Consider the following 23,434-nt stretch of genomic DNA (forward strand, 5'->3'; position numbering starts at 1 on the left):
GTTGATAGGCCGGATCTGGAAGCACGGTAACGTGTGGAGGTGACCGGTACTAATAGGCCGAGGGCTTGTCCTCAGTTGCTCGCGTCCACTGTGTTGGTTCTGAAACCACGAACAGCCCCGCTGTAAGAGGCGGTGTGGCGTTCACAGTTTCATAGTGTTTCGGTGGTCATAGCGTGAGGGAAACGCCCGGTTACATTCCGAACCCGGAAGCTAAGCCTCACAGCGCCGATGGTACTGCAGGGGGGACCCTGTGGGAGAGTAGGACGCCGCCGAACTCCTTTTAGAGCTCCGGCTCCTGGGCACACAGCCCAGGAGCCGGAGCTTTTTTGCGTTGAGGTAGGGTCGGGGGGAATCGATCGGTACGTTTACCACAGGAGGCCCCCGGGTGGAGGTCCAGGAGACCCGTGTCCAGACGGACCGGGTCCTCACCATCCCGAACATCCTCAGCATGGCGCGGCTCGTCGGTGTGCCGCTCTTCCTGTGGCTGATTCTCCGGCCGGAGTTCGGCGGTCCCAAGAGTGATGGCTGGGCCCTGCTGGTGCTCGCCCTGAGCGGCGTCAGCGACTACCTCGACGGCAAGCTCGCACGGCGCTGGAACCAGATCAGCAGCCTCGGCCGGCTTCTCGACCCCGCGGCCGACCGGTTGTACGTCCTTTCGACGCTGCTCGGCCTCACCTGGCGTGAGATTCTGCCGCCCTGGCTGACCGCGCTTCTCCTGGCGCGGGAACTGATGCTGCTGGTGGCCGTGGCCGTTCTCCGGCGCCACGGGTATCCGCCGCCGCAGGTGAACTTCCTGGGCAAGGCCGCGACGTTCAACCTGATGTACGCCTTCCCCCTTCTGCTGCTCAGCGACGGAAGCGGATGGATCGCGTCACTGGCCGCTGTTTTCGGATGGGCGTTCGCCGGATGGGGTACAACCCTGTATTGGTGGGCAGGAGTCCTCTACGTGGTACAAGTCCGCCGCCTGGTCCGTGCGGACGCCATGGCCGACTGAGCCTGCCAATGGGGGCGGCTGCGGTGGCTCGATGGCCCGCTGGGGAAAAGTGCGGGACAATCTGGACGGGTGAAGTCGGCTAGACCGTCGTCTCTGAGGAGGACGCTTCCGACATGAAGGCCGTCGTGATGGCCGGAGGCGAAGGCACTCGCCTTCGTCCCATGACTTCGAGTATGCCGAAACCGCTCCTGCCGGTGGCCAACCGGCCGATCATGGAGCACGTTCTCCGGCTGCTCAAAAGGCACGGGCTGAACGAGACCGTCGTCACCGTCCAGTTCCTGGCCTCCTTGGTCAAGAACTACTTCGGTGACGGTGAAGAACTCGACATGGAGCTCACCTACGCCAACGAGGAGAAGCCTCTCGGAACCGCCGGAAGCGTCAAGAACGCCGAAGAGGCGTTGAAGGACGATGCCTTCCTGGTCATCTCCGGCGATGCCCTGACCGACTTCGACCTCACCGACCTGATCCGATTCCACAAGGAAAAGGGCGCGATGGTGACCGTGTGTCTCACCCGCGTGCCCAACCCCCTGGAATTCGGCATCACCATCGTCGACGAAGAGGGGAAGGTCGAGCGTTTCCTCGAGAAGCCGACCTGGGGCCAGGTCTTCTCCGACACCGTGAACACGGGCATTTACGTGATGGAGCCCGAGGTCTTCGACTATGTCGAGGCCGACGTTCCGGTCGACTGGTCCGGTGATGTCTTCCCGCAGCTGATGAAGGAAGGCAAGCCGATCTACGGCTATGTCGCCGAGGGCTACTGGGAGGACGTCGGCACACACGAGAGCTACGTGAAGGCCCAGGCGGACGTCCTGGAGGGCAAGGTCGACGTCGAGATCGACGGCTTCGAGATCTCGCCCGGCGTCTGGGTCGCGGAGGGCGCCGAGGTGCACCCCGACGCCGTGCTCCGGGGCCCGCTCTACATCGGCGACTACGCCAAGGTGGAGGCCGGCGCCGAGATCCGCGAGCACACCGTCGTCGGTTCGAACGTCGTCGTGAAGAGCGGTGCCTTCCTGCACAAGGCCGTCGTCCACGACAACGTGTACGTCGGGCAGCACAGCAATCTCCGCGGCTGCGTCGTCGGGAAGAACACCGACATCATGCGGGCGGCGCGGATCGAGGACGGCGCCGTCATCGGCGACGAGTGCCTGATCGGCGAAGAATCGATCGTGCAGGGCAACGTCCGGGTCTACCCGTTCAAGACGATCGAGGCCGGCGCGTTCGTCAACACCTCGGTCATCTGGGAGTCGCGGGGCCAGGCGCACCTCTTCGGGGCGCGCGGGGTCTCCGGCATCCTGAACGTGGAGATCACCCCGGAACTCGCCGTGCGGCTCGCCGGCGCCTATGCGACGACGCTGAAGAAGGGCTCCACGGTCACCACGGCCCGTGACCACTCCCGTGGTGCCCGTGCGCTCAAGCGGGCGGTCATCTCCGCGCTCCAGGCCAGCGCCATCGACGTCCGGGACCTGGAGAACGTGCCGCTGCCGGTCGCACGGCAGCAGACGGCCCGGGGCAGTGCCGGCGGCATCATGATCCGGACCTCGCCCGGAGTGCCCGACTCCGTCGACATCATGTTCTTCGACGGGCAGGGCGCCGACCTGTCGCAGGCCAAGCAGCGGAAGCTGGACCGGGTGTTCGCGCGGCAGGAGTACCGGCGCGCGTTCCCGGGCGAGATCGGAGACCTGTACTTCCCGTCCAGCGTCTTCGACTCGTACACCGGATCGCTGCTGCGGAACGTCGACACGACCGGGATCGCCGAGTCGGGACTGAAGGTCGTCGTCGACGCGTCCAACGGCAGTGCCGGGCTCGTCCTGCCCAGCCTGCTGGGCAAGCTCGGTGTGGACTCGCTGACCATCAACCCCGGTCTCGACGAGTCACGGCCGACGGAGACCGCCGACATGCGGCGCGCGGGGCTGGTGCGCCTCGGCGAGATCGTGGCGTCCTCCGGGGCGGCCTTCGGTATCCGGTTCGACCCGGTGGGCGAGCGGCTGTCCCTGGTGGACGAGAAGGGCCGCATCATCGAGGACGACCGGGCTCTGCTGGTCATGCTCGATCTCGTCGCGGCCGAGCGGCGCAGTGGCCGGGTCGCGCTGCCGGTGACCACCACCCGGATCGCCGAACAGGTGGCCGCCTACCACGGCACGCAGGTGGAGTGGACGACCACTTCTCCGGACGACCTGCAGCGGGTCGGCGGCGAGGAGGGCACGATCTTCGGAGGTGACGGCAAGGGCGGCTTCATCGTTCCGGAGTTCAGCAGTGTCTACGACGGCACGGCCGCCTTCGTCAGGCTCATCGGTCTGGTGGCGCGTACGCAGCTCACGCTGAGCCAGATCGACGCGCGGATCCCGCGGGCGCACGTCATCAAGCGGGACCTGGCGACGCCGTGGGCCGTCAAGGGACTGGTGATGCGCCGGGTCGTGGAGGAGGCCGGAGACCGCTCCGTCGACACCACGGACGGAGTGCGGGTGGTGGAGACCGACGGCCGCTGGGTGATGGTCCTGCCCGACCCCGCCGAGGCCGTCACGCACCTGTGGGCCGAGGGTCCGGACGACGCCTCCGCCCAGGCCCTGCTCGACGAGTGGGCCGCGGTCGTGGACAGCGCCGGGCGCTGACCGGTAGCAAAACGGACAGCGCGCACGCGTGCCGGACAAGTGTCCCCAAGGGGGCCTGTCCGGCACGCCGGTGGGGCCATTCGGAGGACACGGCCGCCCCATGCGACTATGTGCGACATGCCGCAGCAACCCCCCATTCGGAGCACCCCCTCGCGGCCCTCCCGTCCGGATGCCTCCATGTCGTTGATCACCAACGTCATGGACCACAGTCTCGACGAGGGTTACGCCGAGGCGGCGGCCCGGAAGAAGGCCGCGGGCGAGAGCGGGATGCCGAAGACCCTCAGGGCGCGCCTGGGACTGGCCGCCGGCCTGGTGCTGGCGGCGCTCGTGGTCACGGTGGGCGCGGCACAGGCGAGGGTGGCCGCTCCCGTCGTCGCCAAGGAGCGCCAGGAGCTGGTCGACCGCATCGACCGTGAGACCGCGGCGGCGGACGACCTCGAGGGCACCGTGGACAAGCTGCGCGACGATGTGAGCGCGCGCCAGCGGCAGGCCCTCCAGAAGAGCGGCGGCAATGCGCAGGCCGATCTCGTGAGCATCCTGGCGGGCGCGACCGCGGTGCACGGCCCCGGGGTGAAGCTGGTCGTGAACGACGCCAAGGAGGCCAGCTCGGGCGGGGGCGGCAACCCGCGCGAGACGTCGGGTTTCTCCGACACCGGCCGGGTACGCGACCGGGACATGCAGCGCGTGGTCAACGGACTGTGGCAGTCGGGCGCCGAGGCCGTCTCCATCAACGGGCAGCGGCTGACCGCCCTGTCCGCGATCAGGGCGGCCGGGGACGCCATACTGGTCGACAACAAGCCGCTGGTGCCGCCCTACACGGTGCTGGCGGTGGGGGACGGCGACAAGGTGAGCACCCGGTTCCAGAACAGCCCGGACGGGCTGTACCTCCATGCCCTGCAGGAGAACTACGGCATCCGGACCAGCATCTCCACGGAGGGCGACCTCCGGCTGCCCGCCGCACCGAGCGTGATCGTACGTACAGCACAGCCGAGCACTGAGAAGGGCACATCGTGATCGCCGTACTGGGCCTCGTCGTGGGAGTCGTGGCCGGCCTTTTGGTCCGGCCGGAGGTTCCGGCGGTGGTCGAGCCTTATCTGCCGATTGCCGTCGTGGCGGCCCTGGACGCCGTCTTCGGCGGTCTGCGGGCGATGCTCGACGGCATCTTCGACGACAAGGTCTTCGTGGTGTCGTTCCTGTCGAACGTGGTCGTCGCCGCGCTGATCGTGTTCCTCGGCGACAAGCTGGGCGTCGGGGCGCAGCTGTCCACGGGCGTCGTGGTCGTCCTCGGCATCCGCATCTTCTCCAACGCCGCGGCGATCCGGCGCCACGTGTTCCGGGCGTGAGACCGATGAGCAACCAGGACGAACTGCCCCAGACGCCCCGCGACGGCCTGTCCCGCGAGCCGGCCGGGAGCGAACCGCACCGCGATCATTCCGGCAACAGGCTGCGCAAGGAACTGCCCGAGGAGATTCCCGCGGCGGCTTCCGGCGCCGCCCCTGAGGCCACCGCCGAGGCCGCGCCCGAGGCCGCTGCGGCGCCCGGGGCCGAGCAGACCTCCGGCCCCGGCGGTCCCTCCGGAGACGAGGAGCGGACCGAGCCGGCGCTGACCGGCCGTCGGCGACTGGCCGATGGCCTGTGGCCGCCGCGCGTCAGCCGGGCCCAACTCATCGTGGCCGTGCTCCTGTTCGGCCTCGGCTTCGGGCTGGCCGTCCAGGTGGCGTCCAACAGTGACAGCGACAGCGCGCTGCGTGGCGCCCGCCAGGAGGATCTCGTGCGCATCCTCGACGAACTGGACGGCCGCACCCAGCGTCTCGAGGACGAGAAGCAGGGTCTGGAGAAGCAGCGTCAGGAGCTCCAGAACAGCTCCGACCAGGCCGCGGAGGCACGCAGGCAGACGGCCGAGAAGGAGAGGCAACTCGGCATTCTGGCGGGCACGGTGGCCGCGCAGGGACCCGGCATCACCATCACGATCGAGGACGCGAAGGGGACGGTCCAGGCGGACATGCTGCTCGACGCGATACAGGAGCTGCGCGCCGCCGGTGCCGAGGCGATCCAGGTGAACGATGTGCGGGTCGTGGCCGGCACCTACCTGACGGACTCCGGGAAGAGCGTGGACGTCGACGGGAACAAGATCAACGCCCCCTATCGTTTCAAGGTCATCGGCAAGCCGCAGGACCTCGAGCCGGCGCTCAACATCCCCGGAGGCGTGGTGCAGACCCTGGAGAAGGAGCAGGCCACCGTTACCGTGGAGCAGTCGGGCAAGATCGTCGTCGACGCCTTGCGGGCGGCGAAGCGGCCTGACTACGCTCGGTCGTCCTCCCAGTGAACCGGGGGTGCATGGCGGCCGTCCGGCAGGGGCATGAGGTTGCGGGGGGTCGGCGCACCGATTGGGTGGTGCGTGATGGAAACTGTTTGGTGGATACGGACGTTGTGAGGATGTCCGGGTCGACCGGTGTACGCAATCAGGGTTCGTCCTGCCCCACGGGCGGGTCTGTTTCGGTCAAGGGGAATCGCCCGTGAAGTTGTTTGCGAAGTTGTTCGGCAAGAGCGCGCGAGAGGACAGCGACAACGCGACCGCTCGGCATCGCGCACAGCCCGACGCGGAAGGCCGGCGCCCGCTGTTCCGGGACCAGGTTCCCGGTCCGGGCGGCGACATTTCCGGTGGTCAGGGCGTGCCGTCTGTTGACCCTGCCCAGGCGGGCGACATAGGTTTCGGGCAACCGTCAACCTCAGGTACGGGTGGAGGGTTTGCTCCCGACCCGTACGCGTCCCATGCCCCCGCGGGGCAGCCTCGGCAGGAGGATCCGTCCATGTCGGCCCTGGTGTGTACGAGGTGCGGTAACCGCAACGCGGAGAACAGCCGCTTCTGTTCCAACTGCGGTGCCCCGCTGCGTCCGGGCGTCGCTCCGGAGCGTCCCTCGGAGACGACGTCCACGATCTCCATCTCGGGTCTGGAGGCGTACGACTCCGAGGCCACCGGCCAGACTCCGATGCTCTCCCCGGAGGCGCAGGCGGCCGTCGACGCGCTGCCGCTGGGCTCCGCCCTGCTGGTGGTGCGCCGTGGTCCGAACTCGGGCAGCCGCTTCCTCCTGGACGGTGAGCTGACCACGGCCGGGCGTCATCCGCAGAGCGACATCTTCCTGGACGACGTGACCGTCTCCCGTCGCCACGTGGAGTTCCGGCGCAGCCCGGACGGCTCGTTCACGGTGGCCGACGTGGGCAGCCTGAACGGCACGTACGTCAACCGGGAGCGGATCGACTCGGTGGCGCTGTCCAACGGCGACGAGGTGCAGATCGGCAAGTACCGGCTGGTGTTCTACTCGAGCCGGCAGGCCATCTGACCCTCTCCCGGACTAGTTCCGGGGGGATGTCGAGGGAAGGTCCATGGGTCAATCACCGAGCGGCGGTGCCTGGCACGGCACCGCCGCCGCGGACAGTGGGCTGATGAGCATCGGCGCGGTGCTGAGCGCGCTGCGCGACGAGTTCCCCGAAGTCACCATCTCCAAGATCCGGTTCCTGGAGTCGGAAGGGCTCATCGAGCCGCGGCGGACCCCCTCGGGGTATCGCAAGTTCAGTGCCGAGGACGTCGAGCGCCTCGGGCACGTGCTGCGAATGCAGCGGGACCACTACCTGCCGCTGAAGGTGATCCGCGAGCACCTGGACGCGATGGAGCGCGGGGAGGCCGCCCCGCTGCCGGCCGCGGGCCGCCAGCGCGACGGTGAGCCCGCGCCGACGCCCGCCGAGGGTCCGGCGGTGGCCCGGGTCGGGCGGGCCGAGCTGCTCGCCGCCGCCGGGATCGACGACACGGACCTGCGGGAATGGGAGTCGTACGGGCTCATCACCCCACTGGAGGGCGGGGCCTACGACTCCGAGGCGATCACCGTGGCCTCGCTCGTCACCGAGCTGGGGCGGTTCGGTATCGAGCCACGGCATCTGCGTGTGATGAAGGCGGCCGCCGACCGCGAGGCCGGCCTCGTCGACCAGGTGGTGGCCCCGCTCAGGCGCCACCGCAACCCGCAGACCCGCACCCATGCCGAGGCCCGCGCGAAGGAACTCGCGGCGCTGACGGTGAAGCTGCACGCGGCGCTGGTGCAGACCGCGCTGGGGGTGCGCCTGCCCTGAGTGCCGGGCGTCGAGGCGGCCGGATCGGCCTCCCGTTTCCGGCCCGACTACCCAAACCTTGCGGGCACGGCCTAGGGTTGCTGTGTGAACGAGCTCGATGTCGTAGGTGTCCGGGTCGAAATGCCCTCCAACCAACCGATCGTGCTCCTGCGTGAAGTGGGAGGCGACCGCTACCTCCCCATCTGGATCGGGCCGGGGGAGGCCACGGCCATCGCCTTTGCCCAGCAGGGCATGGCGCCCGCACGGCCGCTGACCCACGACCTGTTCAAGGACGTGCTGGAGGCCGTCGGCCAGGAGCTCACCGAGGTGCGCATCACGGATCTGCGCGAGGGTGTGTTCTACGCCGAGCTGGTCTTCGCCAGCGGGGTCGAGGTGAGCGCCCGGCCGTCCGACGCCATAGCGCTGGCCCTGCGCACCGGGACGCCGATCTACGGCAGCGACACGGTGCTCGACGACGCGGGGATCGCGATCCCGGACGAGCAGGAGGACGAGGTGGAGAAGTTCCGCGAGTTCCTCGACCAGATCTCGCCGGAGGACTTCGGCACCAGCAGCCAGTGACCGACCGGGCTTGAGGCGGGCCGTGCCCGCCGGAGCAGTGACCTGCCGGGGCGGCCGTCCGCTCGGTGCCGGACCGGCCGTCGGCACATGCCGTCGGCCATTGAGGGCGTCCTGCGGGTTTCCGCGAGGTCATTCGGCTAGCCTTTCCCCGCGGTAGGGCACGGGAAACCACTCTTAGGGTGATTATCACTCGGCGTGCCTAGTGTGGCGATCGTTGACGCACCCCAGGTGACTGCCTACCGTCGAGGAGGCAGGTCAAGGACGGAGGTCGGCGTGAGAAGCAGCGGCGACGGTACGGCTGGGGGTGCCCCCGAACGCGGTGTCGGGGGGAACGGCCCGTACCCTCCCACGCACTCCCGGCTCCGCGCGAGCAGGGGATATCACTCTCACGGCGGCGCGGCCGACCACGTTCCGCAGCGGCCCGCAGCCGTGCCGAACAGCGGAGGGGCGACGTCCGTGGCGTCCGAGCAGATCGGCTATCGCGGTCCGACGGCCTGCGCGGCCGCCGGCATCACCTACCGGCAACTGGACTACTGGGCGCGCACCGGGCTGGTCGAGCCGAGCGTGCGGCCCGCCCACGGGTCCGGCACACAGCGGCTGTACAGCTTCCGCGACGTCGTCGTCCTCAAGATCGTCAAGCGGTTCCTGGACACCGGGGTCTCGCTGCAGAACATCCGCACCGCCGTTCAGCACCTGCGGGAGCGCGGCTTCAGCGACCTGGAGCGGATGACGCTGATGAGCGACGGCGCCACGGTCTACGAGTGCACCTCGCCGGACGAGGTCCACGCCCTGCTCCAGGGCGGCCAGGGCATCTTCGGGATCGCCGTCGGCGTGGTGTGGCGCGACGTGGAGAACGCGCTGTCGCAGCTGCATGGCGAGCGTGTCGACACCGGGGAGACCCTGCTGGGCCACAACCCCGGCGACGAGCTGGCCCGGCGGCGCAACCGGGCGGTCTGACGGCGCTCCGGCATCCCCGCCGGTGGGACGCCCGTCGCATTGTCAGTGGTGTGGTGCAGCATCGGACATGTGAGAAGCGCGCCCACGATCCTGCATCTCGACATGGATGCCTTCTTCGCCTCGGCGGAGCAGGCGTCCAAGCCGAGCCTGCGCGGCAAGGCGGTCGTCGTGGGCGGCCTCGGACCGCGCGGGGTGGTCGCCACCGCGTCGTACGAGGCACGGGTCTTCGGTGTCCACTCGGCGATGCCGACGGCTCAGGCGCGCCGTCTGGCGCCGAACGCGGCGTACCTGACGCCGCGCTTCGCCTTCTACCGGTCGATCAGCGAGCAGGTCATGGAGCTGCTGCGGGCGCTGTCGCCGCTGGTGGAGCCGCTCAGCCTGGACGAGGCGTTCGTGGACCTGGAGGCCGGGGGAGCGGCCTGGGACGAGGAGTCGGCCGGCCGGGTGGGGAGGCGGCTGCGTGCCGACATACGGGCCGTCACGGGCCTGACCGGGTCCGTGGGTCTCGCCGCGTCCAAGATGCTCGCCAAGATCGCCTCGGAGCAGGCGAAGCCGGACGGGCTGGTGCTCATCCGGCCCGGCACCGAGCGGGCCCTGCTCGGGCCCCTGTCGGTGCGGACCCTTCCGGGGGTGGGCCCGGCCACGGGTGACCATCTGCGCCGGGCCGGGATCCACACGGTCGAGGAGCTCGCCGAGGCGGGCGAGGACGAGCTCGTCCGGCTGGTGGGCAAGGCGCACGGGCACGCGCTGTACGCCATGGCGCTGGCCCACGACGAGCGGCCCGTGGTCGCCGAGCGCGAGGCCAAGTCGGTGTCGGTGGAGGACACCTACGACGTGGACATCCACGACCGGGTGCGGGTGGGACTCGAGGTGCAGCGGCTCGCCGACCGCTGCGTACGGCGGCTGCGCGGGGCCGGGGTGTCGGGGCGGACCATCGTGCTGAAGGTCCGCCGGTACGACTTCTCCACCCTGACCCGGTCGGAGACGCTGCGCGGGCCCACGGACGATCCGGCGGTGGTGCGGGAGGCCGCGGCCCGGCTGCTGGACTCCGTCGACACCACGGGCGGGGTGCGGCTGCTCGGCGTCGGCGTCACCGGGCTCGCCGACTACACCCAGGAGGACCTGTTCGCCCAGGCGGCGGGCGCCCGGCCGGAGGGGCCCGAGGAGGAACCGGCGGTCGAGCCGGCCGTGGAGCGGCCGGCGCCCGCCGAGCGGCGCTGGCCGGCGGGCCACGACGTGCGGCACACGGTGTACGGCCACGGGTGGGTGCAGGGCAGCGGGCTCGGCCGGGTCACGGTCCGCTTCGAGACTCCCGACTCCGGGCCGGGACGCGTACGCACGTTCCGCGTGGAGGACCCGGAGCTGGAGCCGGCGGATCCGCTGCCGCTGGTGGCGCGAAGACCTGGAGCCGGCGGGCCCGGGGAAACCTCGGCGGGTTCGGCCGATCGGGGCGCGGACGCCGCCGCGATGACGTCGCCGGAGGCGGCCGGGGCGGTGTCGCCGGACGCGGACGGGGCGAGGTCGCCCGACGCGGCCGGAGGGGATGTGGCGGAGGCGGACGACGCCGTGGCTCAGGCCTCCTCCGAGCCCGCCAGCTTGCCGAAGTCACGGTCCGGGACCGCCGGCGGAGCGGCCACGTCGAGGCCGTAGTGGTGGTAGAGCTGCAGTTCCTGTTCGGGGGAGAGATGGCGGCCGACGCCGAAGTCGGGGGCGTCCCTGATCAGGGCCCGGTCGAAGGGGACGCGCAGGGCGCCCTCGACCAGTTCGCTGGGCTCCAGGGGCACGAAGGCGTCCCTGGAGAACAGGCCGGTGCGTATCGCCGCCCACTCCGGCACGCCGGTCGCGTCGTCGAGATAGACCTCGTCCACCGTGCCGATCTTGATGCCTCTGCGGTCGAACGCCTTGCGGCCGATCAGGTTGCGCGGATCGATGTCGGTCTGCACGGGCCCTCCACATGGTCGCAATACATCCGTAAGCACTACAAAAGAGCACATCGCGATAGGCGGCCACTCGAAAGCCCGTGTGGTGGGCCCGCTGGTACGCTGGCAGCGGCTGCTGACCCCGTGCGGGAGAGTCCTCCAGCATCATCGGAGGCGCCGAAGGAGCAAATCCTCCCCGGAATCTCTCAGGCCCACGTACCGCACGGACGAGGTCACTCTGGAAAGCAGGGCGGGTGTCGACGGCTTCCGCTCTCACCGACGGTGAAAGCCGGGAGCCTCAGTGCGACCCGGTGAAGCTCTCAGGTCGAGATGACAGAGGGGGAGGCCGTTCGGGTACCCGCGCCGTGGTGCCCCTCGAAGGTCGCGTCAGACCAGGAGGCCTCCGCAATGACCGCCCACCGCATTCCGCTCTCCGAGCTCGAACAGGGAACACCCTTCGAGCAGCGCCACATCGGCCCCGACCACGAGGCCCGGGCCAAGATGCTCGCGCAGGTGGGCTACGGCTCGCTCGACGACCTCACGGCCGCCGCGGTCCCCGATGTGATCAAGAACGCCGGCGCGCTGGACCTGCCGGACGCGCGGACCGAGGCCGAGGTGCTCGCCGAGCTGCGCTCGCTCGCCGACCGCAACGAGGTCCTCGGCTCCATGATCGGCCTCGGGTACTACGGGACCTTCACGCCCCCGGTGATCCTGCGGAACGTGATGGAGAACCCGGCCTGGTACACGGCGTACACCCCCTACCAGCCGGAGATCTCCCAGGGCCGCCTCGAGGCGCTGCTGAACTTCCAGACGATGGTCGCCGAGCTGACCGGCCTGCCGACCTCCGGCGCCTCCCTGCTCGACGAGGGCACCGCCGCGGCCGAGGCCATGGCCCTGTCCCGGCGCATGGGCCGCAACAAGAAGGGCCTGTTCCTGATCGACGCGGACGCGCTGCCGCAGACCGTGGCCGTCATCCGCACCCGCGCCGAGCCGTCGGGCGTCGAGGTCGTCGTCGCGGACCTGAGCGAGGGCATTCCGGCCGACGTCGCCGGGCGGGAGATCAACGGCGTGCTCCTGCAGTACCCGGGCGCCTCCGGTGCCGTACGCGACCTCAAGCCCGTCATCGACCAGGCGCACGAGCTGGGCGCGCTGGTCACCGTCGCCGCCGACCTGCTCGCCCTCACGCTGCTGAAGTCGCCCGGGGAGCTCGGCGCGGACATCGCGGTCGGCACCACGCAGCGCTTCGGCGTGCCGATGGGCTTCGGCGGGCCGCACGCCGGCTACATGGCGGTGCACGAGAAGTTCGCCCGCAGCCTTCCGGGCCGCCTGGTCGGCGTCTCCGTCGACGTGGACGGGAACCGGGCCTACCGCCTGGCCCTGCAGACCCGCGAGCAGCACATCCGCCGCGAGAAGGCCACCAGCAACATCTGCACCGCCCAGGTGCTGCTCGCCGTGATGGCGGGCATGTACGCCGTCTACCACGGCCCCGACGGCCTGCGGACCATCGCGCGCCGCACCCACCGCTACGCCTCCGTGCTCGCCGAGGGGCTCACCGCGGGCGGCGCCGAGGTCGTCCACGGCGCCTACTTCGACACGCTGACCGTCCGGGCCGAGGGCCGTGCCGCCGACGTGGTCGCCGCCGCCCGCCGCGACGGAGTCAACCTGCGCCTCGTGGACGCCGACCACGTCTCGATCGCCTGCGACGAGACCACCACCCGCGCCCAGCTGGGCGCCGTGTGGTCCGCGTTCGGGATCGAGGGCGATGTCGAGGCGCTGGACGCCGCCGCCGCGGACGCCCTGCCGCAGGCGCTGCTGCGCACCGACGACTACCTCACCCACCCGGTCTTCCACCAGCACCGCTCCGAGACCGCGATGCTGCGCTACCTGCGCAGGCTGGCCGACCGCGACTACGCGCTCGACCGCGGCATGATCCCGCTGGGCTCCTGCACCATGAAGCTCAACGCGACCACCGAGATGGAGCCGGTGACCTGGCCGGAGTTCGGTCAGCTGCACCCCTTCGCGCCCGCCGAGCAGGCGCAGGGCTACCTCACGCTCATCCGCGAGCTGGAGGAGCGCCTCGCCGAGGTCACCGGATACGACAAGGTCTCCCTGCAGCCGAACGCCGGCAGCCAGGGCGAGCTCGCCGGTCTGCTCGCTGTCCGCGGCTACCACCGCGCCAACGGCGACGCCCAGCGCACCGTCTGCCTCATCCCCTCCTCCGCGCACGGCACCAACGCCGCCAGCGCCGTGATGGCCGGCATGAAGGTCGTCGTCGTGAAGACCGCCGAGGACGGCGAGATCGACGTCACGGACCTGCGGGCGAAGATCGAGCAGTACCGCGACGAGCTCGCGGTTCTGATGATCACCTACCCGTCCACGCACGGCGTCTTCGAGGAGCACGTCGCCGAGATCTGCGCGGCGGTGCACGAGGCCGGCGGCCAGGTGTACGTCGACGGCGCCAACCTCAACGCCCTCGTCGGCCTCGCCGAGCCCGGCCACTTCGGCGGCGACGTCTCGCACCTGAACCTGCACAAGACGTTCTGCATCCCGCACGGCGGCGGCGGTCCGGGCGTCGGCCCGGTGGCGGTCCGCGAGCACCTCGCGCCGTACCTGCCGAACCACCCCCTCCAGCCCGAGGCCGGTCCGGAGAGCGGGGTCGGTCCGATCTCGGCCGCGCCGTGGGGTTCGGCGGGCATCCTGCCGATCTCGTGGGCGTACGTCCGTCTCATGGGCGGCGAGGGTCTCAAGCGGGCCACGCAGGTGGCCGTGCTCTCCGCCAACTACGTCGCCAAGCGTCTGGAGCCGCACTACCCGGTGCTCTACACCGGCCCGGGCGGCCTGGTCGCGCACGAGTGCATCATCGACCTGCGGCCGCTGACCAAGGCGACCGGGGTGAGCGTCGACGACGTCGCCAAGCGGCTGATCGACTACGGCTTCCACGCGCCGACGATGTCCTTCCCGGTGGCCGGCACGCTGATGATCGAGCCGACCGAGTCCGAGGACCTGGCCGAGCTGGACCGGTTCTGCGACGCGATGATCGCGATCCGTGCCGAGATCGAGAAGGTCGGCTCGGGCGAGTGGCCCGCGGAGGACAACCCGCTGCGGCACGCCCCGCACACCGCCGCCGCGCTCGGCGGGGAGTGGGAGCACGCCTACAGCCGTGAGGAGGCGGTCTTCCCGGCCGGGGTCTCGGCCGCCGACAAGTACTGGCCGCCGGTGCGCCGCATCGACCAGGCATTCGGCGACCGCAACCTGGTCTGCTCGTGCCCGCCGCTGGACGCGTACGAGGACTGAGCACCGCGTGTGGGCTCCGCCCCGGCCTCTTCGGAGGCCGGGGCGGAGCCTTCGCCGTGTCGTGGTCCTGCCCGGACGGGCCACGGCTCCCCGGGGCCGGTGTCCTCGGCGGCACGTCACGTCAGGGCGTCGAGAGCGCGACCTCGGTCGACTTGATCAGGGCGACGACGGGGCAGCCCGCCGCGAGGCCCAGCTCGGTGACGGCGTCCCTGGTGATCGCGGCGGTCAGCTCGCCGCCGTCGACGCCTACCTTGACGGACGCCATGGCCCGGCCGGTGGCGATGCCCGTCACCGTGCCGGGCAGCCGGTTGCGGATGGACAGGCCCTCGACCGGCCCGGTGGCCAGGGACACCTCCGTGGACTTCACCAGGGCGCGGACGGCGGACCCCACGGTCAGGCCCAGTTCGTCGAGGGACTCGCGGGTGATCGCGGCGGTCAGGTCCTGCCCGCCGTCCAGACGGACCCCGACCGTGGCCATGGCCTCGCCCGGGTTGACGGCGGTGACGGTACCGGGCAGTCGGTTGCGGATGCTCAGGCTCATCGGCACGCCTCGCAGAGTGAGGAGAAACGGAAGACACGGCAGAGAGAGGGGGGATTTCTCCCCGGCGGTCCTCACCGTAGCCGCGGCGGCCGGCTCAGGCCGGGTAGGCGTGGGTCTGCGCCGCCTTCACCGTCGCCCAGACCGGTGCACCGGGATGCAGGTCGAGTTCGGCCGCGGCGACCGTGGTCAGGTCCGCGGTGAGGGGCAGCTCGCCGCTCAGGTCCGCGCGGATCTGGTCGCCGTGGGTCTCCAGACCGGCGACCTCGCAGCGCCACAGGTTCCGGGCGCTGGAGCCGACGGGCCGGTCGCGGTGCAGGGTGACCGCGGCGGGCGGGAACGCCACGAAGACCGGGCCTGTCAGGATCTCGGTGGTGGTGAGGGCGGCACCGCCGTCGAGCCGGACCAGATGGCCCTCGGCCCGGCCCCGGTACAGGTTGAGGCCGACCAACTGCGCGACGTAGTCCGTCCGCGGGTGGCGGGCGATGTCGGACGGGGCGCCCTCCTGGACCACACGGCCGTCCTCGACGACGACGAGCCGGTCGGCCAGCACCATCGCGTCCAGCGGATCGTGGGTGACCAGGACGGCGACGGCCTCGAACTCCGCGAGCCGGCGCCGCAGCCCGGCACGGACCTCCAGACGGGTACGGGCGTCGAGCGCGGCGAGCGGTTCGTCCAGGAGGAGCAGCCGGGGCCGGGTGGCCAGGGCGCGGGCGAGCGCGACGCGCTGCGCCTGGCCGCCGGAGAGACGGCCGGGCCGGGCACCGGCGTGGTCGGCGAGCCCCATCCGTTCCAGCCAGACGGCGGCCTGAGCGCGGGCCTCCGCCTTCGAGGCGCCCCGGCAGCGCGGCCCGAAGGCCACGTTGTCCAGCGCGGACAGGTGCGGGAAGAGCAGGTAGTCCTGGAAGACGACACCGACCGGGCGCGCCTCGGGCGGCGTACGGTCCAGCGCGGCGCCGTCCAGGCGCAGATGCCCGGCGGTGAGCGGGGTCAGACCGGCGAGCGCGCGCAGGGCCGTGGTCTTGCCGGCGCCGTTCGGGCCGAGGAGCGCGACGACGTCGCCGGGGGCGGCGGTCAGCCGTACATCGAGGCGGAAGCCCCCGCGCTCGACGACGAGACGGGCGTCGAGACCCGGGGCGCGGGTGTCCGCGGCGAGGGCGCCGCGCGTGGTGTCGTCGAGGTCGGTCATGACGCCGTCATCCAGCGGTCGCGCAGCCCCGCCAGGACCGTGATCGACACGGCGAGCAGCACCAGGCTCAGGGCGATGGCGGCGGCCGGGTCGTTCTGCAGTGCCAGGTAGACCGCGAGCGGCATGGTCTGGGTACGGCCGGGAAAGTTGCCCGCGAAGGTGATCGTCGCGCCGAACTCGCCGAGGGCCCGCGCCCAGGCCAGCACCGCACCCGCGGCGATGCCGGGTGCGATCAGCGGAAGGGTGACCCGGCGGAACGCGGTGAAGCGGGAGGCGCCGAGTGTGGTGGCCGCCTCCTCGTAGCGCGGGTCGGCGGCGCGCAGGGTGCCCTCGACGCTGATGACGAGGAACGGCATGGCCACGAACGTCTCCGCGACCACCACCCCGGCCGTGGTGAACGGCAGGGTGAGCCCGAACCAGGAGTCCAGCCACTGCCCGACGACACCGCCCCGGCCGAGCGCCAGCAGCAGCGCCACACCGCCCACCACCGGCGGCAGGACCAGCGGCAGCGTCACCAGTGCCCGCACCAGTCCGCGCCCGGGGAAGGCGGTGCGGGCCAGCAGCCAGGCCAGCGGCACGCCGAGTACCAGGCTCACGGCGGTGGCGGCGGTCGCGCTGACCAGGGACAGCCGGAGCGCCTGCCAGACCTCGGGGCTGGTCAGCTGGTCCGGCAGGCCGCGCCACGGCGCCCGTACCAGCAGGGCGAGCAGCGGCAGCAGCAGGAACGCCAGACCCACGAGCGCGGGGACCAGCAGGGGCAGCGGTACGGGGCGGAAGGGGCGTCCGCGCCGGGACCCGCCCGCCGGGGTCACCGCGTCGGACCTGTCGGTGGCGGTCATGGCCTGAGGAATCCCGCCGCGGTGAGCACCCTCTGGCCCGCCGCGGAGCGCACCAGCGCGACGAACGCCTCGGCGGCCCGGGCGTTGGGCGCGTTCTTCAGCAGGGTGATCGGGTAGTCGTTGACGGCCCGGGCGGACTCGGGGAACTCCACGCCCTCGACCTTGCCACCGGCCGCGCGCACGTCGGTCCGGTAGACGACGGCCGCGTCGGCCTCCTTCAGCTCCACCTTCGTCAGGGCGCTCTTGACGTCCTGTTCGTAGGAGACGGGGGTCAGTTCGAGACCGCCGGCGGCGAGCGCCTTCCGGGCCGCGGCGCCGCACGGCACCGTCCTGTCGCACAGCACGACCTTGAGCCCGGGCCTGGTCAGGTCCTTGAGGGAGGAGACCTTGTCCGGGTTGCCGGGCAGGGTGGCGATCTCCAGCCGGTTGCGGACGAAGGTGACCGGCGCACCGGCGGCGTCCCGCTGGTCCGTCACCATCGCCATGGTCTTGGGGCTGGCCGCGGCGAACACGTCGGCGGGGGCACCGCCGGTGATGCCGGCGGCGAGGCTGTCGCTGCCGCCGAAGCTGAACGTGACCTTCGTGCCCGGGTGCTGCTTCTCGAACTCCTTGCCGAGCGTCGTGAAGCTCTCCTCGAGAGAGGCCGCAGCGAAGACGGTCACGGTTCCGGACAGCTTCGTGGGAGAGGACGGGCCGGAGCCGGCCGCCTTCTGCGACCGCGCCGAGTCCGACGAGTCCGACGCGGAGGAGCAGGCACTCAGAACCAGCAGCGCGGCGGCCGCGGCGCCGGCCGCCGGCAGGGTGCGGCGGGTCCGGCGCACGGGACGGATGATCACGGTCGACTCCCTCTGGCGCTTGCTCACCAGGACCCCCGGTCCTGCCACGGCCTCTCGGCGGCCATGTGGCGATCATACTGCCGCAGGTGCGAGGCGGAAGTCCCTTGTCGCATCGCATGAGCCGGGCAAGGGTTGCGTCGAGGGCCGCATGTGCGTTCGTACGGCCGTCCGGCTCAGGTCCGGTCGATGTGCACGTTCGTCGACTTCACCCTGGCCGTGGCCTCCATGCCGACCTCCAGGCCCAGCTCCTCCACGGCCTCCCGGGTCAGCAGCGAGACGAGACGGTGCGGGCCCGCCTGGATCTCGACCTGGGCGGCGACGTCGCCCAGCTTGACGGCGGTCACGATGCCGGGGAAGGCGTTGCGCACCGACGTGCGGGAGGGGATCTCCTCACCGTCCCCGGAGCGGGCGAGCTCGACGGAGAACGCGGCGAGGTCGCGGCCGTCGATGAGCCGCCGCCCGGCGTCGTCGCGGTGCGTGGCGACCCGGCCCGCGTCCGCCCAGCGGCGGGCGGTGTCCGGGCTGACGCCGAGCAGCCGGGCGGCCTGACCGATCGTGTAGGACTGCATGCCGGTCACGATAGGGCCCTCTGGGAGCTCGCCGCGGACGTGGGGCCGAGGTGGGGAGCCCTGTCACCGGCGGGCGGCCCCGTTGCCCGTGCCGATGGCTCAGCCGGTGTGCACCCGCGGCCGCTTGGCGCGGTCCGGCTCCGCCTCGCGCAGCACCTCGCGGGTCACCGGGGCGACCTCGCCCTGCCCGAAGAGGAAGAAGCGGAGGAAGTTGGCGAACGGGTTGCCCTCGGTCCACTCGAAGTAGATGTGCGGGGTGCGGCCCGTGCGCTCGCGGATGTGCAGGAGGAGGGCGGCCAGCGCGTTGGGAATGGAGGCGGATTCCAGGCTCAGGACGCGGTAGCGGTTGTGCAGCACCTCGCCGCGCACCGTGAGGCCGGCCTCGAACTCGGACGGGTCGGTGACCGTCACCTCGACGAAGACGAAGTCCTCGGTGGCCGGGATGTCGTTGTCCTGGCGGATCTGCTCGACCTTGTCGCGGTACTCGGCCTTGTCGCGCAGTCCCGGCTTGTTGGCGATGAGCCGTATCTTGCGGCTGGCCATGTCCCGGACGAAGCGCTCCGCCATGGGGTCCAGCGTCACGCCGGTCACCCGCAGCTCGAAGGACCGGGCCAGCCGGGACAGCAGCGAGACCAGGATGATGCCGACGATGAAGCAGGCGCCGATCTTCACGCCGTCCGGCCGTTCGACGACGTTGGCCACCGTCGTGTAGAGGAACACCGCGGCGATCGACCCGAAGGCGACGGTCCACCCCCGCTGGCCCGCCTTGCGGGCGGCGATGGTCACGGCGATCGCCGCCGAGCTGATCAGCACCAGCACGCCGGTGGCGTAGGCGCCGCCCTGCTTGTCGACGTTGGCGTCGAAGATCCAGGTGACCAGGAAGGCGATGAGGGTGAAGACGATGACCATCGGACGCACGGCGCGCGCCCAGTGCGGTGCCATGCCGTACCGGGGCAGGTAGCGCGGCATGAGGTTCAGCAGACCGGCCATCGCGGAGGCGCCCGCGAACCACAGGATGGCGATGGTGGAGATGTCGTAGACCGTGCCGAAGGCGTTGCCCAGGTACTCGTGCGCCAGATAGGCCAGCGCGCGCCCGTTGGCCTGGCCGCCGGCCTTGAACTCCTTCGCCGGGATGAGCAGGGTGGTGATGAAGCTCGTCGCGATCAGGAAGACGCTCATGATCAGGGCGGCGGTGGTGAGCAGCTTCCTGGTGTCCCGGATCCGGCCGGTGGGCCGCTCCTCGGTGTCGTCCGGGTTGCCCCGCACATGCGGCATGACGGCGACGCCGGTCTCGAACCCGGAGAGGCCGAGGGCGAGCTTGGGGAACACCAGCAGCGCCACCCCGACCATCGCGAAGACGTTTCCGTGCTGGGCCGTCAGCGCATGGGACCAGTCGGTGACCACCTGGCCGGCGGTCACGACGTGCCACAGGCCGACGACCACCACGACCGCGTTCAGCACCAGATAGACGCCCACCAGGGCCACGGCGACACCGACCGCCTCCAGGAACCCCTTGAGGAAGACCGCGCCGAGCAGCGCCACGAGCAGCAGGGTGATCAGCATCTGCTGGTTCTGCAGCACGCCTGTCAGGTGCGGGTTCTCCACCAGGTGGGTGGAGGCGTCCGCCGCCGACAGGGTGATGGTGATCAGGAAGTCGGTGGCGGCGAAGCCGAGCAGCGTCAGGACGAACAGCTTGCCCTGCCAGAAGGACAGCAGCCGCTCCAGCATCGCGATGGAGCCCTCGCCGTGCGGGCTCTCCGCGGCCACGCGCCGGTACACGGGCAGGGCGCCCGCGAGGGTGACGACCACCAGCACGAGGGTGGCCACCGGCGAGAGGAGGCCGGCCGCCAGCGCGGCGATGCCCGGCTGGTAGCCGAGGGTGGAGAAGTAGTCGACACCCGTCAGGCACATCACCCGCCACCATCGCTGGCCCTCGTGCGCCGGCTCGGGTGCGGCTTGCGGCGCCTGCTGCACGCCCTTGCCCATGTCGGACAGGCCCTCCAGCATCCAGGCGCGCAGACGACTCGGAGGGTGATCGGTGGTGGCCATCGGCCGGGCTCCTGGTGTGCGGTACGGGAACGCCGCCATCCCGCGGACGGCGGCACCAGCGTATGCGGAGAGTGATGTACGGGCCCACGGATACCTGGCCTCGCGGGCGTCAATCTTCCGTTAAGAACGGGCCCCGGCGGGGGAAAGGCGCACCAGGGAGGGCGTGCGAGCGCCGCCGCGCAGAGGATCGGGCAGGACAGGGGCGCACGGCAGACGGGCCACGGGCGTGCACCCAGCGTCATCGGTGCACGGGGCGCGGGGCGGGGACCGGTCGGCCGCACCTCGCCGGAAGCGGGACTGCCCGGCCAGTCGGGTCCGCCGCCCCGGCAGCCCTCATTCCAGCCCGGAGATCCTGAACACGGACAGGGCGGTCTCACGCTCGACCTGCTCCGCCAGACTCCGCAGCCCGTCCGGGTCGCACGGCGGGGAGCCCCGGGCCGGCGATGTCCGCGCGTCCGCGTCGAGCCGGTACCAGAGGTCCGGGTTGTCCACCAGGATTTCGGGGTCGATCTCCAGGCGGCCCCCGAGGGCGTCACGCAGGACCACGCGGCGGCAGACGCCGTCCGGGCACCGCACCGACACCAGCAGATCGGTGCGCACCGCTCGCCCGCGCAGCAACGAGCGGGAGGCGAGCCAGCCCTCGCCGGCGGAGACCCGGGCCGGGCAGAGCACCAGGAAGAGCAGTCCCGCGAGGGCGGCCCACAGAGCGGCACGCCACCAGGTGAGGCTGCCCGAGGCCCAGTCCAGCAGGAGCAGCAGGGCGAGGAGGGCCGCCGCGCACCCGGCAGAGCCGCGCACGTTCCGCGCCCAGTGGCGGTCGTGGAGGGCGGGTCCGCCGGATCGGGTGCCGGCCGGGCCGGCGGCGTCCGCCGCGCCTGCCGTGCCGGTCCTGTCCTCCGCGCCCGGCCGCGCGTCGTCACGGTGTCGCATACGACCCACCGTAGGACCGGGTGGAGCCGGTGCCGCGGGCGTTGACACGTCTCTGACGGCCGGTGGGCCTTTCTTGACGTCCTGACAGCGGCGACCCGAGGCCGCCGCGGGGAACGCAGGCCCCATGACCGGATTCCGGACATCTCCCCGGCGTGCGCGCGGATTCGGGTGGACGGGGTCGCCGAGCGGAAGGGTGTGCCCGTCACCCGGGTGGAGTGGCTGGTCAGGGACCGCGTCCCGCGGCGCACGCCCGGTCTCCCGGGCGAACCGCGGGTGAAGGTCGTTGAAATCGACACCGCGCCCCGGGAGCCGATCCGGGGCGATCGGGGACCGGGGGCCGACCGTGGCGGACGGCTCCTCACCTGGTGAAGCGTGGCCGCGCCGGACGGCCGGGGCGGAGCCGCCACCCGGGTGGCACCGTCGTGTCCACGGCGGGCCGATCACCGTCAGCATCGCGTCGGGGGGATGTCCGGGAGCGGGGTGCCGGGCATAGGGTCGGGTCCAGCCCCGGTCCGCCTCCCCGCGTCCGGGGCGCTTCGCTCGCCGTCGCGGACATGCCGCCCGCCTCGGCGTGTTGGCGCACGTCAGCCCGCCCGGGGCACATGCGTGCCCGTCCGGCCGGCGCCTCGCGGGAGGCGCGCTCACCGGGGGACCGCGTTCCCAATCGGCTACCGGGAGTAGTCGCCCCCGGACATGCGTCGGGGCCGGTGCGCACCGCGTGGGTGCGGGCCGGCCCCTGGAGAATCACGGACGGCCGCCCGGGCCGCCGGACCGCTCAGGCGGCCGTCATCACCTTGTCGCTGCCGAGCGGGCGGTGCGGGGCGATGATCTGGCCGTCAGGCAGGAGCTCACCGGTGTCCTCGAAGAGCAGAACGCCGTTGCACAGCAGGCTCCACCCCTGCTCCGGGTGATGCGCCACGAGGCGCGCGGATTCCCGGTCGGCGGAGTCGGCTGACGGGCACGGTGGCTGGTGCTGGCACATGGGTGGGATCTTTCGCTCTGTCGTGTGGTGTGGGCTGGCTGTCGTGCGTGATCCGCGGCTAGAGACATTCTCCATGGCCGCCCCCCGTTTGATAAGTCGGTCTGAACCCAGTGTTGCCCCACGGACGTGATTCCGCAGGCATTTCGCGGCACCGCTTCTCACAGGATGAGGACGCGTCACCCACCTGGGCGGTTCATCCCAACTGCCCTGTCCTTTTGGGTGGTTCGACGTGGCCGGATGGGGCTAGTCCGGTGGGGACGCGTCCTTTTGCGGCTCATGCGAGCGTATTCCGGCTCGTCCGAGCGTATTTCCTCGGTAAACGCCGCCGCACCCTCCGTAAACGGCGACGTACCCCGCTTCCGGGAATTCCGGCGGCGGGGTACGAGGCGGGGCGTGCGGCGCGCTGTCAGGCGGGTGATCCCATGAGCCGGACGGGAGTCGCCCGGTGCGTGAGGACCGGGATCAGCTCGGCGACCCGCAGGGGCCGGTGGGCCGCGATGCCGGGCGGAGCCGGCGCCAGCGGGACGAGCAGGTCGGTGGCGGCCGGGTGACCGGTGGCGCCGTCGGCGGTGAGGTCGCCGTGCAGCCACAGCGTCAGCATGTACAGGCCGGGCACGGACAGCAGGCGCGGCTGGTAAGGCTGGCTCATGGTCTCGGCCTGCCGCAGTGCGCGTTCGGTCGAGGTGACGTAGGGGCCCTCGAAGAAGTGGGAGAAGGTCCAGCCGTCGGGCGTCAGCTTGGTCTCCGCGGCGGCCACCGCGTGGCTGCCGCACCGGATCTGGAAGCGCCAGCCGGCCAGTCTGGTCGCGGAGACCCCCTCGGGGGTGATCCGGTCCAGTACGTGCACGGGCAGCGGAAGCTCGGCGGTGGCGGGTTCCTGAGCGGCGCGGAGGGCGGGAGTGCGGGCCTCGCGGACGGCGGTGGGGGACGCGAGGGCCGTGAGGACGGAACGCAGTGCGGGCGCGGGAGCCGGGGGGACGTGCAGGGGCATGGTGGGCCGCCTCTCTTTCGACAGGCACGGTGGCGCGAGGGCGCGGGCGGGGGCGGAC

The 23,434-nt window shown here is 71.5% G+C and carries 22 protein-coding genes, 2 rRNA genes and 1 riboswitch; of the genes, 14 read left to right on the plus strand and 10 right to left on the minus strand.

Annotated elements, in window-relative coordinates:
* From ACIPM1_RS05770 to ACIPM1_RS05825, 12 genes are all read left to right on the plus strand, one after another.
* Positions 1-73 (plus strand): 23S ribosomal RNA (locus tag ACIPM1_RS05770); the annotation flags it as partial.
* An 85-nt stretch (positions 74-158) separates the two neighbouring features.
* Positions 159-275, plus strand: a 5S ribosomal RNA gene (gene rrf, locus ACIPM1_RS05775).
* A 110-nt stretch (positions 276-385) separates the two neighbouring features.
* Positions 386-994, plus strand: coding sequence for a CDP-alcohol phosphatidyltransferase family protein (locus ACIPM1_RS05780; RefSeq protein WP_356193823.1), 609 nt, complete (start codon positions 386-388; stop codon positions 992-994).
* A gap of 113 nt (positions 995-1,107) precedes the next feature.
* Complete coding sequence (locus ACIPM1_RS05785; RefSeq protein WP_356193825.1) at positions 1,108-3,603, plus strand: mannose-1-phosphate guanyltransferase; 2,496 nt, start codon at positions 1,108-1,110, stop codon at positions 3,601-3,603.
* A 177-nt stretch (positions 3,604-3,780) separates the two neighbouring features.
* Positions 3,781-4,617 carry a DUF881 domain-containing protein gene (locus tag ACIPM1_RS05790; protein WP_402429437.1) on the plus strand — a complete coding sequence of 279 codons (837 nt, stop codon included), beginning with the start codon at positions 3,781-3,783 and terminating at the stop codon, positions 4,615-4,617.
* On the plus strand, positions 4,614-4,946 hold the full coding sequence (locus ACIPM1_RS05795) for a small basic family protein (protein WP_003988855.1): 333 nt from the start codon (positions 4,614-4,616) through the stop codon (positions 4,944-4,946). The genes ACIPM1_RS05790 and ACIPM1_RS05795 overlap by 4 nt, the downstream gene beginning before the upstream one ends.
* A 5-nt stretch (positions 4,947-4,951) precedes the next feature.
* Positions 4,952-5,929, plus strand: a complete 978-nt coding sequence (locus ACIPM1_RS05800) for a DUF881 domain-containing protein (protein WP_402429440.1) — start codon at positions 4,952-4,954, stop codon at positions 5,927-5,929.
* 190 nt (positions 5,930-6,119) lie between these two features.
* Positions 6,120-6,944: an FHA domain-containing protein gene (locus ACIPM1_RS05805; protein WP_402429443.1), complete on the plus strand. Its 825-nt coding sequence runs from the start codon at positions 6,120-6,122 to the stop codon at positions 6,942-6,944.
* A gap of 43 nt (positions 6,945-6,987) precedes the next feature.
* The gene (locus ACIPM1_RS05810) at positions 6,988-7,725 is read left to right on the plus strand and encodes a MerR family transcriptional regulator (RefSeq protein WP_402429445.1); all 738 of its coding nucleotides are present in this window, start codon (positions 6,988-6,990) and stop codon (positions 7,723-7,725) included.
* A gap of 84 nt (positions 7,726-7,809) precedes the next feature.
* Positions 7,810-8,283, plus strand: a complete 474-nt coding sequence (locus ACIPM1_RS05815) for a bifunctional nuclease family protein (RefSeq protein WP_026253112.1) — start codon at positions 7,810-7,812, stop codon at positions 8,281-8,283.
* Positions 8,284-8,556: 273 nt separating this feature from the next.
* Positions 8,557-9,240 carry a MerR family transcriptional regulator gene (locus ACIPM1_RS05820; protein ID WP_356193839.1) on the plus strand — a complete coding sequence of 228 codons (684 nt, stop codon included), beginning with the start codon at positions 8,557-8,559 and terminating at the stop codon, positions 9,238-9,240.
* A 69-nt stretch (positions 9,241-9,309) separates the two neighbouring features.
* The gene (locus ACIPM1_RS05825) at positions 9,310-10,890 is read left to right on the plus strand and encodes a DNA polymerase IV (protein ID WP_402429449.1); all 1,581 of its coding nucleotides are present in this window, start codon (positions 9,310-9,312) and stop codon (positions 10,888-10,890) included.
* Here ACIPM1_RS05825 and ACIPM1_RS05830 read toward each other — a convergent pair.
* Positions 10,812-11,183: a PRC-barrel domain-containing protein gene (locus tag ACIPM1_RS05830; RefSeq protein ID WP_356193842.1), complete on the minus strand. Its 372-nt coding sequence runs from the start codon at positions 11,181-11,183 to the stop codon at positions 10,812-10,814. The two genes, ACIPM1_RS05825 and ACIPM1_RS05830, sit on opposite strands and share 79 nt — an antisense overlap.
* A gap of 113 nt (positions 11,184-11,296) precedes the next feature.
* A riboswitch (glycine riboswitch) is annotated at positions 11,297-11,391 on the plus strand.
* Positions 11,392-11,567: 176 nt separating this feature from the next.
* Here ACIPM1_RS05830 and gcvP point away from each other — a divergent pair.
* The gene (gene gcvP, locus ACIPM1_RS05835) at positions 11,568-14,453 is read left to right on the plus strand and encodes an aminomethyl-transferring glycine dehydrogenase (RefSeq protein ID WP_402429454.1); all 2,886 of its coding nucleotides are present in this window, start codon (positions 11,568-11,570) and stop codon (positions 14,451-14,453) included.
* A gap of 121 nt (positions 14,454-14,574) precedes the next feature.
* On the opposite strand, the gene ACIPM1_RS05840 is transcribed toward gcvP, so the two are convergent.
* From ACIPM1_RS05840 to ACIPM1_RS05870, 7 genes are all read right to left on the minus strand, one after another.
* Positions 14,575-14,994, minus strand: a complete 420-nt coding sequence (locus ACIPM1_RS05840; protein ID WP_402429457.1) for a molybdopterin-binding protein — start codon at positions 14,992-14,994, stop codon at positions 14,575-14,577.
* 94 nt (positions 14,995-15,088) lie between these two features.
* On the minus strand, positions 15,089-16,180 hold the full coding sequence (locus ACIPM1_RS05845; protein ID WP_402429460.1) for an ABC transporter ATP-binding protein: 1,092 nt from the start codon (positions 16,178-16,180) through the stop codon (positions 15,089-15,091).
* Entirely contained in the window at positions 16,177-17,019 is an 843-nt protein-coding gene (locus ACIPM1_RS05850; protein ID WP_402429464.1) for an ABC transporter permease, read from the minus strand. Before ACIPM1_RS05850 ends, ACIPM1_RS05845 begins: the two co-directional genes overlap by 4 nt.
* Positions 17,016-17,852 (minus strand): molybdate ABC transporter substrate-binding protein, encoded by an 837-nt coding sequence (gene modA / locus ACIPM1_RS05855; RefSeq protein ID WP_402430694.1) that lies wholly within the window; start codon positions 17,850-17,852, stop codon positions 17,016-17,018. The genes ACIPM1_RS05850 and modA overlap by 4 nt, the downstream gene beginning before the upstream one ends.
* A 176-nt stretch (positions 17,853-18,028) precedes the next feature.
* On the minus strand, positions 18,029-18,424 hold the full coding sequence (locus ACIPM1_RS05860; RefSeq protein WP_402429467.1) for a molybdopterin-binding protein: 396 nt from the start codon (positions 18,422-18,424) through the stop codon (positions 18,029-18,031).
* Between the two features lie 99 nt (positions 18,425-18,523).
* Positions 18,524-20,473: an amino acid transporter gene (locus ACIPM1_RS05865; protein WP_402429471.1), complete on the minus strand. Its 1,950-nt coding sequence runs from the start codon at positions 20,471-20,473 to the stop codon at positions 18,524-18,526.
* A 333-nt stretch (positions 20,474-20,806) separates the two neighbouring features.
* Positions 20,807-21,403, minus strand: a complete 597-nt coding sequence (locus ACIPM1_RS05870) for a hypothetical protein (RefSeq protein ID WP_402429474.1) — start codon at positions 21,401-21,403, stop codon at positions 20,807-20,809.
* A gap of 141 nt (positions 21,404-21,544) precedes the next feature.
* Between ACIPM1_RS05870 and ACIPM1_RS05875 the strand changes: the two genes are divergently transcribed.
* A complete protein-coding gene (locus ACIPM1_RS05875) occupies positions 21,545-21,772 on the plus strand; it encodes a potassium-transporting ATPase subunit C (RefSeq protein ID WP_402430697.1) in 228 nt (75 codons plus the stop codon).
* 406 nt (positions 21,773-22,178) lie between these two features.
* Here ACIPM1_RS05875 and ACIPM1_RS05880 read toward each other — a convergent pair whose 3' ends face one another.
* Positions 22,179-22,385: a DUF5999 family protein gene (locus tag ACIPM1_RS05880; protein WP_356193862.1), complete on the minus strand. Its 207-nt coding sequence runs from the start codon at positions 22,383-22,385 to the stop codon at positions 22,179-22,181.
* A gap of 406 nt (positions 22,386-22,791) precedes the next feature.
* On the minus strand, positions 22,792-23,376 hold the full coding sequence (locus ACIPM1_RS05885) for a hypothetical protein (RefSeq protein ID WP_402429478.1): 585 nt from the start codon (positions 23,374-23,376) through the stop codon (positions 22,792-22,794).
* Positions 23,377-23,434 lie beyond the last annotated feature (58 nt).

The sequence above is a fragment of the Streptomyces sp. NPDC086766 genome (genome assembly GCF_044746005.1).
Classification (GTDB): Bacteria; Actinomycetota; Actinomycetes; order Streptomycetales; family Streptomycetaceae; genus Streptomyces.

Coding starts and splice junctions, on each gene's coding strand:
- ACIPM1_RS05870 (WP_402429474.1), bottom strand. CDS start 21,403: ATGCGACACCGTGACGACGCGCGGCCGGGCGCGGAGGACAGGACCGGC.
- ACIPM1_RS05800 (WP_402429440.1), top strand. CDS start 4,952: ATGAGCAACCAGGACGAACTGCCCCAGACGCCCCGCGACGGCCTGTCC.
- ACIPM1_RS05810 (WP_402429445.1), top strand. CDS start 6,988: ATGGGTCAATCACCGAGCGGCGGTGCCTGGCACGGCACCGCCGCCGCG.
- ACIPM1_RS05885 (WP_402429478.1), bottom strand. CDS start 23,376: ATGCCCCTGCACGTCCCCCCGGCTCCCGCGCCCGCACTGCGTTCCGTC.
- gcvP (WP_402429454.1), top strand. CDS start 11,568: ATGACCGCCCACCGCATTCCGCTCTCCGAGCTCGAACAGGGAACACCC.
- ACIPM1_RS05850 (WP_402429464.1), bottom strand. CDS start 17,019: ATGACCGCCACCGACAGGTCCGACGCGGTGACCCCGGCGGGCGGGTCC.
- ACIPM1_RS05860 (WP_402429467.1), bottom strand. CDS start 18,424: ATGCAGTCCTACACGATCGGTCAGGCCGCCCGGCTGCTCGGCGTCAGC.
- ACIPM1_RS05865 (WP_402429471.1), bottom strand. CDS start 20,473: ATGGCCACCACCGATCACCCTCCGAGTCGTCTGCGCGCCTGGATGCTG.
- ACIPM1_RS05880 (WP_356193862.1), bottom strand. CDS start 22,385: ATGTGCCAGCACCAGCCACCGTGCCCGTCAGCCGACTCCGCCGACCGG.
- ACIPM1_RS05845 (WP_402429460.1), bottom strand. CDS start 16,180: ATGACCGACCTCGACGACACCACGCGCGGCGCCCTCGCCGCGGACACC.
- ACIPM1_RS05790 (WP_402429437.1), top strand. CDS start 3,781: ATGTCGTTGATCACCAACGTCATGGACCACAGTCTCGACGAGGGTTAC.
- ACIPM1_RS05840 (WP_402429457.1), bottom strand. CDS start 14,994: ATGAGCCTGAGCATCCGCAACCGACTGCCCGGTACCGTCACCGCCGTC.
- ACIPM1_RS05785 (WP_356193825.1), top strand. CDS start 1,108: ATGAAGGCCGTCGTGATGGCCGGAGGCGAAGGCACTCGCCTTCGTCCC.